The following is an 11,513-nucleotide window of genomic DNA, read 5'->3' as shown; positions in this document are numbered from 1 at the left end:
TCGTGGTCAGGCGATGCCGTAGGCGATGCCGGTGCCCAGGATGTCGCTGTCGTCGTAGTCGTACTCGAGCTGGTCGACGACCTCGACCACCCCGGCCACCTGCCGGGTCAGCCGGTCGGCGATGTCGGTCGTCGACCACCGCCCGACCCGGCCGGTGAAGGTCACCACGCCGTCGTCGACCGTGACCTGCACTCTCCCGGCGTCGTCGGCCATGAAGGCACGCACGACACCGGCCTGCACGTCCGCGAGGATCTCGTCGTCGGGACGCAGGTGCACCTTGAGCAGGTCGCCGCGGGAGACCACACCGACCAGCCGGCCCAGGTCGTCGACGACCGGCAGCCGCTTGACCCCTTCGCCGTCCATGACCCGCGCCGCGGCCGGGATGGAGGTGCTGGCCGGCACTGTCACCGGCGGCGTGCTCATCAGGTCGGCCGCGGTACGGGCGGAAGCCTTCACTCGCTCGCCGCGACGGCGCCGGCCGTCGAACAGGCGGGGCTCCTCGGCGCCGGCGTACTCGATCTTGCGGAGCAGGTCCGCCTCGGACACCACCCCGGTCACCCGCTGGAACTCGTCGACGACGGGTACGGCGCTGAACCGGTTGCGCACCAGCAGGTCGACCACGTCGCGGTACGGCGTTTCCGGCGGAACGGTGACCACCGCGGTGGTCATGACGTCGTTCACTGTCCAGGCCTTCATCACGCCTCCTCATCGATCACCTCGACGCTAGGAGCGGACCGCCGGCCGGGGCAGGGCCGACCGGCCCTACCCCTCGGGACCACAGCCCGGGCCGGGCCGCCGGAGCGCTACGCGACGCCGAACGGGGTACCGCGCTCCGAACCGTTGATCATGCTGTCGTCGATGTCGAACGTCAGGCCGTCGGCGACATCGACGACGCCCGGCACGCGCCGGGCCGTACCGGCGAGCCGCGCGGCAGCCGAGCGGAAATGCACCCGCCCGGCGAGCGAGACGACACCGTCGACACAGGTCACCCGTACGGCGGTGCCGTCAGTCACCGAAGCGCCGGGCAGGGCCTCGGCCACGACGTCCCGGCAGATCTCGGTGTCGGAACGGCGATGCACCTTGAGCAGGTCGCTACGGGTGACGATGCCGATCAGGTGACCCTGGTGGTCCACCACCGGGAGCCGCTTGACGCGCTCACGTTGCATGCGACGGGCTGCCGCGGCAAGCGACAGCGACCCGTCCGCCGACACGACCGGTGAGGTCATCACCTCGGCCGCGGTCCGGCCGCCGGCCTTGGCCCGGTCGCCGCGGCGGCGCCAGGCGTCGAAGATCCGCGGACTGACCCCGCCGGCGGCCTCCACCTTGTGCAACAGGTCCGCCTCGGACACGACTCCGGTCACCCGGTCGTGCCGGTCGACGACCGGCACCGCGCTGACCCGCCGGCTGATCAGCAGATCCACCAGCTCCCGGTACGGGGTGTCCTCCCCGACCGAGACCACGTCGCGGGTCATGACGTCATCCACACACCACAGTTTCATGGCCGCACCTCCTCCTGCTCACCACCGACGCTAGGGACGCCCCGCGCGCCGGCCCAGAGCCGGTCGGCCCGTTCCCCAGGGCCGCTCGGGACGGCTCGGCCGGCCGGCGCGAACAGGTCCTTCGGCCCTGCTCGGGACGGGCCACGGACCGGCACAGTGGGCGGACAGAGGAGGTGTCCGTCATGACCGCACAGTCCGGGCCGCCGACACGGTCCCGCCCAGCCGCCGCTCTCGAGGCCGCGGCGCACGTCGCAGGGCACGCACCGTCGGTGTTCAACACCCAGCCGTGGCGCTGGCAGCTCAGCGGCGACACGCTGGAGCTGCACGCCGACCGGACCCGTGCCCTGACGGCGACCGACCCCGACAGCCGGCTGCTGCTGCTCAGCTGCGGCGCCGCCCTGCACCACGCCCGGGTCGCCCTGCGGGCCGCCGGATGGGACGTGCACGTCGAGCGCCTGCCGCAGGGTGACGCCGCCGACGTCCTCGCGCGCATCACCATCGCCGGGGCCGCGGACGCCGACCGGCAGGCGGAACGGATGGCGGGAGCGATCACGCTGCGGCGTACGGACCGGCGGGCGTTCAGCGACCGGACCGTGCCGGAGGAGCTGCTGATCGGGCTGCGGCGGGCGGTGGAGGCCGAAGGGGCCTACCTGCACGTCGTACGCCGGGACCAGATGCCGATGCTGGCCACCTCCACCGCCCGGGCGGCCGACGCCGAGAGCAGCGATCCGGCCTACCGGGCGGAGCTCGAGCACTGGACCAACCGGCCGGTGGACAGCGGCGACGGCGTACCGGCCGCGACGGCGGTGCAGCGGGCACCGCGCCGGGTCCCGGTCCGCGACTACGCCCCCGGCGCCGTCGCCGGGCTGAGCCCCGGCGACGACTTCGACCTCGGGGCGTCGTACGTGGTGTTGTTCGGGCTCACCGACGAGGCCGAGGCGCTGCTACGCGGTGGTGAGGCGCTGTCCGCGCTGCTCCTGGCCGCGACCGCGGACGGGCTGGCCACGGCACCGATGAGCGACACCATCGAGGTCCAGTGGCCGCGCCACCTGCTGAAGGGCCTGCTGAGCGGAGTGGGCGAGCCGTATCTGACCATCCGGCTGGGCTACAACGATGCCGCGCCGGACCTGCCGCCCGCTCCGCGCCGCAAAGCCGCCGACATCGTCCGGATCAGCGACCGGTAGAACCACCGTCGTCCGGCAGCAGGACGATCGCCGGGATCTCCACCGGCTGGCTGATCGGCGTGGTGGCCAGGTTCAGCCAGGTCGCGGTGAGCAGCACCCGCTGCAGGGCTTGACCGGCGTTCACCCAGTGCCGCCGGGTATCGCCGTCGATGGCCAGGACCATGATGGTCGGGTACGGCTCGAACGGGGCGGCGGCCCGGTCCCGGTGCGGTTGCAGGAGCCCGAAGTCGCGGATCGGCAGGATCTCCAGGGCATCGCACGGGCCGATCGCCGTCGACGGCACGCCGTCCCGGCGGCCCCGGTGCGGGCTGGTCCACCGCGCGAGTTCGGCGCGGTAGCGGCCCTTGGCCCGCAGCGCCCGATCGGCCTCCTGGGACAGGCTCAGGATCGCGTTGCGGCTGACCGCGTTCGCGACGGTGAGCGTGGCGCCCTCGCGGCGGGCGGCGTCCGCCAGCCGTTCGACCGCGTCGGCCGGCACGACGGACCGGGCGAACGGCCACCGGTTGGTGTGCCGGTGCGGGATGGCGGCGACCAGGGCCTCGGCCGCCGGCGTCGGTGCCATCGGCTGCCGCACGCTGACCCGGGCGACGAGGTCCGGATCCGTGTCGTCCGGGAAGAGCGTGGTGTGGCTGAGACCCTGGTAAATAAGGGGTTCAGGTGTGTGGGTGGCGGGCGAGGCGGCGGGTCATGATGCTGCATCTGCTGCTCTCCGTGCCCCGCGACCGCTACCGCGCCAACGCGAAGCGCCTCGCCGAGGAGACCGGGCCACGCTGCGCCACAAGCCGGAGTCCGTCGCGGAGATCCTGGCGGCTCTCTGCGGCTGAGACCCTTCCGCTGAACCTCAACTTCCTTCTATTGTGGCCATACAGTCGCCGGGCCCTCGCTTTGCGTAAGGTGCCGCGCCGCAGGCTGGACCTTTCACGGGAGAGGCACGGGGATGATCAGGAAACTCATGGTAGTGCTCGCCGCTGCGCTGGTGTTGCTCGCCGCCGAGCCCGCGGAGGCGGCCACCGTGTTGCCGCCCGGGGCCGCACACAAGATCGGCAGCACCTACCAGGAGCGCGTGAGCACCGGCGAGGTCCTGACCTTCCGGCAGGTGAACGAGGTGGAGAGCGTCGCCCTCATCTCGCGGCGCAGCCTCGGGCAGTGCAGCTGGACCTACTTCTGCCAGTGGGACAGCACCAACTACGACGGCGAGTTCCACCGGTACAGCCTCAACGGGATCGCCGGGGCTCCCGGACACTGCTGGAACCTGGCCACCGGGGCGAAGGACGACGGCGAGAGCTGGTGGAACGACACCAACACCGACGTACGGGTGTACGACTGGGTGAACTGCAACGCCAGCGGCTGGAACCGCACGGTCGCGGCAAGCGGCTACGCCACCTGCCAGAGCAGCGACTGGTGCGACCGCGTGACGAGCCTCTACGCCTGCGGCCGCTTCACGACTCCCGGATCACCTTGTTGACGACGTCCGGCCCGTAGTACTGAGCCGTGTCGATGTGGTTGACGCCCAGATCAACCGCCTTGCGCAGCACGTCGACAGCGGCATCGCGGTCACGGGGCGGCCCGAGGGCGCCGGGACCGGTCAGCTGCATCGCACCGAAGCCCTTTCATCGCCGGCCTCCTGAGCTTTCCGTCTCCTCGACGGTCACGGCGCTCACGCCGGGCACGGTGCGGGCGAGCACGGTCACGACGGCCCGCTGGGTGTCGTTGGCGAACTCACCGGCGACGGTGGCGATGCCGCCGCCGACAGTGACCGTCCACAGGCGGGCGCCGTCGGCGTACTCGTCGAGCCGGTGCTGCACGTCCGCGGCGATGACGTCGTCGCTGCGTACCATCGTGCGCAGGATGTCGCGGCGGCTGATGATGCCGACGACCTCGCGGCCTTTGACGACCGCCATGCTGCGCACGTCACGCCGCAGCATCACGTCGGCCACCTCGGCCACGTCGAGGTCCGGCGTGGCCGTGAACGGATTCCTGGCCATCACCTCCACGACCGTGCCGGGCCGGCGCTGCGGCGCCACGTCCACGTCGCGGCGCAGGTGCGCGGTCGGATCGACGGGCACCCGGTGCCACAGCAGATCCCCCTCGCTGACCATGCCGACCAGGAACCCCTGCGCGTCGACCACCGGCAGGGCCGTGACCGCCTTGGCGGTCATCAGCTCCGCGGCGCTCTCGATCGGTGCGTTCTGCCAGACCACGTGGACCGGGCTGGTCATGATGTCCTTCGCGCGCACGGTCCTACCTCCGCCCGGCCAGCAGCTTGGTCAGGTCGACGAGCCGGTTGGTGTAGCCCCACTCGTTGTCGTACCAGCCGAAGACCTTGATCAGCCGGCCCCGCGCCTGGGTGAGCCCGGCGTCGAAGACGCAGGAAGCCGGGTCGCCGACGATGTCCGTGGAGACGATCGGCGCCTCGGTGTAGCGGATGATGCCGTGCATCGGCCCGCCGACCGCCGCCGACCGCTCGACAGCCTCGTTGACCTGCTCGACCGTCACGTCGGTGCCGAGTTCGAGCGTCAGGTCGCTGATCGAGCCGTCGACGACCGGGACGCGCAGCGCGACGCCGTCGAGCCGGCCGGCCAGCTCGGGCAGGACCAGGCCCACGGCCTTCGCGGCCCCGGTGCTGGTCGGGATGATGTTCACCCCCGCGGCCCGGGCCCGGCGAGGATCCTTGTGCGGCGCGTCCAGGACGTTCTGGTCATTGGTGTACGCGTGCACGGTCGTCAGGAAGCCCCGCTCGATGCCGAACGCCTCGTGCAGCACCTTGACCAGGGGCGCGACGCAGTTGGTCGTGCAGGACGCCCCGGAGACGATCTCGTGCCGCACCGGGTCGTACGAGTCCGCGTTGACGCCGGGCACCAGGGTCGCGTCGACGCCCTTGCCCGGCGAGGAGATCAGCACCCGCGACGCTCCGGCCTTGAGGTGCAGCGCGGCATCGTCCCGGGTCCGCAGCTTGCCGGTCGACTCGATGACCAGGTCGACCCCGAGATCGGCCCACGGCAACTGGTCGGGTGAGCGCTCCGAGAAGACCGGGATCGTGTGCCAGCCGACGTTCAGGGCGTCGTCGGTGTAGCTCACGCCGGCACCGAGGCGGCCGAACGTGGAGTCGTATTCCAGCAGGTGGGCCAAGGTGCCGGTGTCGTACAGGTCGTTGATCGCGACCACCTGGAAGCCCGCGTTCGACAGGTCCTTGTCCAGCAGGGCCCGCAGATAGTTGCGGCCGATCCGGCCGAATCCGTTGATGGCGATGCGGTAGCTCATCGTTGCCTCCCGGCTTGTCGTCCCCTTCAGCCTCCCGTCGCGGCGATCGGGGAGGCAGGGTCGAAAGGCCCGGAAGGGTAGTTCTCCCGGCGGGTCAGGGACTGATCAGTTTCCAGTCGCCTTCCGAGATGACCTCAACGGTGCCGTCGACGACCTTGACGGCGGTGTTGTCGTCGATGGCGTAGGTCGGGACCGGGATGCCGGACGCCCACTTCTGGATGCTGGACAGGTCGGTGTCCTCCATGTCCGGATGGTTGAGGTGGGGGTACAACGTGAAGTCCACCAGTCCCAGCGCCCGGTCGGCGTCCTGCGCCATGTCGCTGCCGTCAGGGACGAATTGCAGGTCGAATTCGGCGTCGCAGTTGTACGGGGTGACCGCGATGCTCCCGGCGCTGACCCCCACATAAACCGTGTCCCGCAGCGATGGCAGGAGGTCGGCCAGACCCGACCGGCGCAGCCAATAGGTCAGGTACAGCACGTCGCCGCCCCAGACGAGGAGGGCATCGGCCGCCCGGACCGCCGGGACCCAGTTCTCTTCCCGAATGGTCGGCAACGCGGTGAGCTCCAGCAGCCCCAGGGATTTCCAACCCAGCTCGCCCAGCGGGATCGAAGCGTGGCCGTGAATCGCCTTCCACGCCCTCTCAGCGCCGCCGGGGAAGGGGTGGACACCGGTGGGGATGAACAGGGCCGTGGATTCGGCGATCGGCTTGCCCAGCAGGTCGACGAGCGCGTCGGAGATGCTCGGGTTGCCGATGCCCGACGACGTGAGAAGGAACTTCAGCGACACATCGCTGGATCATCCACTCGGGTTCTCCGGCCGTCAACCACCTTCACCCGCGGGCCCTTATGTCAGCCGTATCGCTCGGCGAGGGCGTTGCCGATCGAGGCCAGGTGGTCCCGTACGCCTGGCGGACCGGTCACTTCGAGCCATTCGATCAGCCCGGCCAGTTCGCCGGCGAGTGCGTACTCGTTGTAGCCGCGGATCACGACCTCGACGCGGCCGTCGGGGGTGGAACCGCCCACCTCGAGCCGGCCGCCGAGCATCATCCGGAGCCGGCCCATCCAGTCGGGCGCGCACACCGCCTGGAGCTCGACGGGCGTCCGCCGCCGGTCGACCTCGTCGGCGATCTCGCGCCAGCTCCGGGCCAGGTCGAAGTCCTCGGGCCGGTGCACGGGATCGCCGGTCGGGTCGGCGGACGACACGCGGTCGATCCGGAAGGTCCGCCGGCCGGCCTCGGTGGTGGCGACGAGGTACCACGCCGGGCCTTTGGCGACGATGCCCAGCGGGTGGACGGTTCTCAAGGTCTCGGTGCCCTGGCCGTCGACGTAGCCGAGCCGCACCTGGACGCCGCGGATCACCGCGTCCTGCAGGTCGTCGAGGAAGGGCGGGTGCCGGAGCTCGACCGGGCTCGACCCCCATCGTTGCGGGTCCAGGACCAGCGACGACGCTGCTGCCTCGGCCTGCACCCGGAAGGGCTCCGGAAGGGCCCGCACGAGCTTGCGCAGAGCTGCTTTCACGGCCGGCGTCGCCGCCGAGGCCGGGCCGGCCACCAGGAACAGGGCGCGGGCCTCACTCGCGGTCAGCCCGGACAGGTCGGTGCGGGCACCGCCGACGAGGCGCCAGCCGCCACCCCGGCCCTGCATGGAGTACACGGGCACCCCGGCCATGGCCAGGGCGTCGAGGTCGCGGCGGGCGGTGCGCTCGGAGACCTCCAGCTCCCGGGCGACCTCGGCTGCTGTCACCTGCTCGCGCTGTTGCAGCAGGAAGAGGATGGCCATCAGCCGGTCAGCTCGCATCCGGCAACACTTCCACGAAAACCGGTCATGAGATGACCGGTTCTGCTCGGCAGGATAGCGCCATGACCTCACCGACGAGCCCGATCGATTTTCCTGAGCCCACCCTCATTCCGGTCAACGGCGTGGAGCTCGAAGTCTTCGAAGCCGGACAGCACAACGCGGGACGGCCCATCGTACTTTGTCACGGCTGGCCGGAGCATGCCTTCTCCTGGCGCCACCAGATGCCCGCCCTGGCCGCAGCCGGCTACCACGTCATCGTCCCGAACCAGCGGGGTTACGGAAACTCGTCCCGGCCGGCCGAAGTGACCGACTACGACATCGCGCACCTGTCGGGTGATCTCGTCGCCCTTCTCGACCACTACGGGTACGAGGACGCCACCTTCGTCGGTCACGACTGGGGGGCAATGGTCGTCTGGGGCCTGACCTTGTTGCATCCGCACCGGGTGAACAAGGTGATCAGCTTGAGCTTGCCCTACCAGGAGCGCGGAGAAAAACCCTGGATCGAGGTCATGGAGGAATTTCTCGGCGGCGACTTCTACTTCGTCCACTTCAATCGGCAGCCAGGCGTCGCGGACGCCGTGCTGGACGAGAACACGTTCCGGTTCCTGCGCAACTTGTACCGGAAGAACGTGCCACTTGCCGCGCCGGAGCCGGGAATGGTGATGATCAATATCGCCAACGCGGAGACGCCGCCGGGCGAGCCTTTGATGAGCGACAGCGAACTGGCCGTTTTCGTCTCCGCCTTCGAGACCTCAGGGTTCACGGGCAGCATCAACTGGTACCGGAACCTCGACCGCAACTGGCGCTTGCTGGCGGACGTGGACCCGATCATCCGCCGGCCCACACTCATGATCTACGGCGACCGGGATGCGGTCCAGCGGTTCGAAGGACTGCCGGATTTCGTGCCTGATGTGGAGGTTGTCAGTCTGGACTGCGGTCATTGGATCCAGCAGGAGAAGCCGGAGGAAACAACCCACGCGATGCTGAGGTGGCTCGCGAAGCCCTGACCCGGCGGGCCCTCCGGCCCTACTGCCCGGGACGTCGTGTGCGGTACCACCAGAAGAGAGGACGAACGCACGAGCGGACGAGGGTGAGCCGGATGGCCAGGTACGTCTACGACTTCACGGACGGCAACAAGGACCTGAAGGAGCTGCTCGGCGGTAAGGGCGCCAACCTGGCCGAGATGACCCGGATGGGGTTGCCGGTGCCGCCCGGCTTCACGATCACCACCGAGGCCTGCCGCGCCTACCTGCGGACCCGCGCGGTCCCGGCCGGGCTCTTCGCCGAGGTGCAGGAGCATCTGCTGCTCGTCGAGATGCGAATGGGCAAGGGCCTCGGTGACCCGCAGGACCCGCTGCTGCTGTCGGTCCGCTCGGGCGGCAAGTTCTCGATGCCCGGCATGATGGAGACGATCCTGGACATCGGTCTGACCGACTCCAGCGTGCGGGGACTGGCGGCGCAGAGCGGCGACGAGCGGTTCGCCTGGGACTCGTACCGGCGGCTCATCCAGATGTTCGGCCGGACCGTGTTCGGCGTGCCCGGTGCGGACTTCGAGTCCGAGCTGGCCGCCGCCCGGGCCGGCGCCGGCGCCGAGTCCGACGCCGAGCTTCCGGTCGCGCAGTTGCAGGACCTCGTGGAGGCGTACAAGAAGGTCTTCCTGGCCCACACCGGCCGGGACTTCCCGCAGGCGCCGCACGAGCAGCTGTTCCTGGCCATCACGTCGGTCTTCCGGTCCTGGAACGCCGAGCGGGCCGTCCTGTACCGCCGGCAGGAGCGCATCCCGCAGGATCTCGGCACCGCGGTCAACGTGATGGCGATGGTGTTCGGCAACCGGGGGCCGGACTCGGGTACGGGCGTCGCCTTCACCCGGGACCCGGCCACCGGCCGGCGCGGCGCCTACGGCGACTACCTGTCCAACGCCCAGGGCGAGGACGTGGTCGCCGGGATCCGCAACACCGTCGGGCTGCGCGAGCTCGCCGAGCTCGACCCGCGCAGCTACCGCCGGCTTCTGTCGGTCATGGAGCGGCTCGAGCAGCGTTACCGCGACCTGTGCGACATCGAGTTCACCATCGAGCGCGGCAAGCTGTGGATGCTGCAGACCCGGGTGGGCAAACGCACGGCCGCCGCCGCGTTCGTCATCGCCGCGCAGCTGGTCGACGAGGGCACCATCACGCTCGACGAGGCCCTGCAGCGGGTCTCCGGGGAGCAGCTCGCGCACTTGATGTTCCCCAGCTTCGACACCTCCGCCGCCCCGGCGCCGCTGACCACGGGCGTTCCGGCCTCACCCGGCGCGGCGGTGGGCGCGATCGTCTTCGACTCCGCTCACGCGGCAGCCGCGGACCACCCGGTGATCCTGGTGCGGCCGGAGACCAATCCCGACGACCTGCCCGGGATGATCGCCGCCCAGGGCATCCTGACCAGCCGGGGCGGCAAGACGTCGCACGCTGCCGTGGTGGCCCGGGGCATGGGCAAGACCTGCGTCTGCGGTGCCGAGGAGCTGCGCATCGACCTGGCGGCGGAGACGGTCACCGTGAACGGCACGGTCCTGCACGCCGGCGATGTGCTGTCGCTGGACGGCACCACCGGCCGGGTCTACCCGGGTGCCGTGCCGGTGCACCCCTCCCCCGTCGTCCGGTACTTCGAGGGTGAGTTGTCGCCGGCCAACGACCCGCTGCTGGCGGCCGTGCAACGGTTGATGACGCACGCCGACCACGTCCGGCGGCTCGGCGTGCACGCCAACGCCGACACCGGGCCGGACGCCGCCCGGGCCCGCCGGTTCGGAGCCGGCGGCGTCGGGCTGTGCCGCACCGAGCACATGTTCCTCGGCGAGCGGCGTGAGCTGGTGGAGCGGCTGATCCTGGCCGACGACGACACCGAGCGGGACGCGGCCCTGGCCGCACTGCTACCGCTGCAACGGGCGGACTTCGTCGAGCTGTTCGAGGCGATGGACGGGCTGCCGGTCACCGTACGGCTCATCGACCCGCCGCTGCACGAGTTCCTGCCGGCGCTCGAGGAGCTGACCGCCCGCGTCGCCCGCGCCGAGGCGCTGGGCCGCGATCCCGGCCGTGACGCCGTACTGCTGACGGCCGTGCGCCGGATGCACGAGGCCAACCCGATGCTCGGCCTGCGCGGAGTGCGGCTGGGCCTGGTCGTCCCGGGCCTGTTCGCGATGCAGGTGCGGGCGATCGCCGAGGCGGCGGCGCTGCGCGTGGCCGCCGGCGGCGACCCCCGGCCCGAGATCATGGTCCCGCTGGTCGGTGCCGTGCAGGAGCTGGAGACGGTACGGGCGGAAGCCGAGTCCGTGCTGCACGGCATCGACGGCATCCCGCGGATCCGGATCGGCACGATGATCGAGGTGCCCCGGGCCGCCCTGACCGCCGGCGAGATCGCCCACGCCGCGGAGTTCTTCTCCTTCGGCACCAACGACCTCACCCAGATGACCTGGGGCTTCTCCCGCGACGACGTGGAAGGCGCCTTCTTCGGCCGCTACCTGGCGCTCGGCATCTTCGCCGTGTCCCCGTTCGAGACGATCGACAGCGGCGGGGTGGGCGAGCTGGTCCGGATCGCCGTCGAGCGCGGCCGCGCGACCCGGCCGGACCTGACGGTCGGTGTCTGTGGCGAACACGGCGGCGACCCCGCGTCCGTGCGGTTCTTCCACCGGGCCGGCCTCGACTACGTGTCCTGCTCGCCGTTCCGCGTTCCCGTCGCCCGGCTCGAGGCGGGTCGCGCCGCCTGCACGGCGTCAACCTCCGACAGCAGATGAGGAGCAGTG

At 70.9% G+C, this 11,513-nt stretch carries 12 protein-coding genes; 4 read left to right on the top strand and 8 right to left on the bottom strand.

Annotated elements, in window-relative coordinates:
- Positions 1-6: 6 nt before the first annotated feature.
- Both ACQP2Y_RS23445 and ACQP2Y_RS23440 read right to left on the bottom strand, forming a co-directional pair.
- Positions 7-696: a CBS domain-containing protein gene (locus ACQP2Y_RS23445; RefSeq protein WP_433716848.1), complete on the bottom strand. Its 690-nt coding sequence runs from the start codon at positions 694-696 to the stop codon at positions 7-9.
- 107 nt (positions 697-803) lie between these two features.
- A complete protein-coding gene (locus ACQP2Y_RS23440) occupies positions 804-1,499 on the bottom strand; it encodes a CBS domain-containing protein (RefSeq protein ID WP_433716847.1) in 696 nt (231 codons plus the stop codon).
- Positions 1,500-1,681: 182 nt separating this feature from the next.
- Here ACQP2Y_RS23440 and ACQP2Y_RS23435 point away from each other — a divergent pair, with 182 nt between their 5' ends.
- The gene (locus ACQP2Y_RS23435) at positions 1,682-2,683 is read left to right on the top strand and encodes an Acg family FMN-binding oxidoreductase (RefSeq protein WP_433716846.1); all 1,002 of its coding nucleotides are present in this window, start codon (positions 1,682-1,684) and stop codon (positions 2,681-2,683) included.
- On the opposite strand, the gene ACQP2Y_RS23430 is transcribed toward ACQP2Y_RS23435, so the two are convergent.
- A complete protein-coding gene (locus ACQP2Y_RS23430; protein ID WP_433716845.1) occupies positions 2,670-3,245 on the bottom strand; it encodes a hypothetical protein in 576 nt (191 codons plus the stop codon). The genes ACQP2Y_RS23435 and ACQP2Y_RS23430 overlap by 14 nt on opposite strands.
- A gap of 390 nt (positions 3,246-3,635) precedes the next feature.
- On the opposite strand from ACQP2Y_RS23430, the gene ACQP2Y_RS23425 reads away from it, so the two are divergent.
- Positions 3,636-4,148 carry a peptidase inhibitor family I36 protein gene (locus tag ACQP2Y_RS23425; RefSeq protein WP_433716844.1) on the top strand — a complete coding sequence of 171 codons (513 nt, stop codon included), beginning with the start codon at positions 3,636-3,638 and terminating at the stop codon, positions 4,146-4,148.
- Here ACQP2Y_RS23425 and ACQP2Y_RS23420 read toward each other — a convergent pair.
- The 5 genes from ACQP2Y_RS23420 to ACQP2Y_RS23400 form a co-directional block, all read right to left on the bottom strand.
- Complete coding sequence (locus ACQP2Y_RS23420) at positions 4,123-4,278, bottom strand: aldo/keto reductase (protein WP_433716843.1); 156 nt, start codon at positions 4,276-4,278, stop codon at positions 4,123-4,125. The genes ACQP2Y_RS23425 and ACQP2Y_RS23420 overlap by 26 nt on opposite strands.
- Positions 4,279-4,293: 15 nt before the next feature.
- Positions 4,294-4,920 carry a CBS domain-containing protein gene (locus tag ACQP2Y_RS23415; protein ID WP_433716842.1) on the bottom strand — a complete coding sequence of 209 codons (627 nt, stop codon included), beginning with the start codon at positions 4,918-4,920 and terminating at the stop codon, positions 4,294-4,296.
- A gap of 4 nt (positions 4,921-4,924) precedes the next feature.
- A complete protein-coding gene (gene gap / locus ACQP2Y_RS23410; protein WP_433716841.1) occupies positions 4,925-5,944 on the bottom strand; it encodes a type I glyceraldehyde-3-phosphate dehydrogenase in 1,020 nt (339 codons plus the stop codon).
- Positions 5,945-6,038: 94 nt separating this feature from the next.
- On the bottom strand, positions 6,039-6,725 hold the full coding sequence (locus ACQP2Y_RS23405) for a Type 1 glutamine amidotransferase-like domain-containing protein (protein ID WP_433732037.1): 687 nt from the start codon (positions 6,723-6,725) through the stop codon (positions 6,039-6,041).
- Between the two features lie 68 nt (positions 6,726-6,793).
- Positions 6,794-7,741 carry a helix-turn-helix transcriptional regulator gene (locus ACQP2Y_RS23400; protein ID WP_433716840.1) on the bottom strand — a complete coding sequence of 316 codons (948 nt, stop codon included), beginning with the start codon at positions 7,739-7,741 and terminating at the stop codon, positions 6,794-6,796.
- 62 nt (positions 7,742-7,803) lie between these two features.
- On the opposite strand from ACQP2Y_RS23400, the gene ACQP2Y_RS23395 reads away from it, so the two are divergent.
- Together ACQP2Y_RS23395 and ppdK are read left to right on the top strand one after the other, a co-directional pair.
- A complete protein-coding gene (locus ACQP2Y_RS23395; protein WP_433716839.1) occupies positions 7,804-8,748 on the top strand; it encodes an alpha/beta fold hydrolase in 945 nt (314 codons plus the stop codon).
- 92 nt (positions 8,749-8,840) lie between these two features.
- Entirely contained in the window at positions 8,841-11,504 is a 2,664-nt protein-coding gene (gene ppdK, locus ACQP2Y_RS23390; protein ID WP_433716838.1) for a pyruvate, phosphate dikinase, read from the top strand.
- Positions 11,505-11,513 lie beyond the last annotated feature (9 nt).

The sequence above is a fragment of the Actinoplanes sp. CA-051413 genome, from assembly GCF_050955795.1.
In the GTDB taxonomy this organism is placed as follows: Bacteria; Actinomycetota; Actinomycetes; order Mycobacteriales; family Micromonosporaceae; genus Actinoplanes.
The sequence above is the reverse complement of the archived record's forward strand: the minus strand, read 5'-3'. Positions and strand labels throughout refer to the sequence as shown.

Bases quoted from the DNA above. Each gene is read 5' to 3' on its own strand.
- ACQP2Y_RS23420 (WP_433716843.1), bottom strand. From the start codon at position 4,278: ATGCAGCTGACCGGTCCCGGCGCCCTCGGGCCGCCCCGTGACCGCGAT.
- ACQP2Y_RS23430 (WP_433716845.1), bottom strand. From the start codon at position 3,245: ATGGCACCGACGCCGGCGGCCGAGGCCCTGGTCGCCGCCATCCCGCAC.
- ACQP2Y_RS23395 (WP_433716839.1), top strand. From the start codon at position 7,804: ATGACCTCACCGACGAGCCCGATCGATTTTCCTGAGCCCACCCTCATT.
- ACQP2Y_RS23435 (WP_433716846.1), top strand. From the start codon at position 1,682: ATGACCGCACAGTCCGGGCCGCCGACACGGTCCCGCCCAGCCGCCGCT.
- ACQP2Y_RS23400 (WP_433716840.1), bottom strand. From the start codon at position 7,741: ATGCGAGCTGACCGGCTGATGGCCATCCTCTTCCTGCTGCAACAGCGC.
- ACQP2Y_RS23440 (WP_433716847.1), bottom strand. From the start codon at position 1,499: ATGAAACTGTGGTGTGTGGATGACGTCATGACCCGCGACGTGGTCTCG.
- ACQP2Y_RS23425 (WP_433716844.1), top strand. From the start codon at position 3,636: ATGGTAGTGCTCGCCGCTGCGCTGGTGTTGCTCGCCGCCGAGCCCGCG.
- ppdK (WP_433716838.1), top strand. From the start codon at position 8,841: ATGGCCAGGTACGTCTACGACTTCACGGACGGCAACAAGGACCTGAAG.
- ACQP2Y_RS23445 (WP_433716848.1), bottom strand. From the start codon at position 696: ATGAAGGCCTGGACAGTGAACGACGTCATGACCACCGCGGTGGTCACC.
- gap (WP_433716841.1), bottom strand. From the start codon at position 5,944: ATGAGCTACCGCATCGCCATCAACGGATTCGGCCGGATCGGCCGCAAC.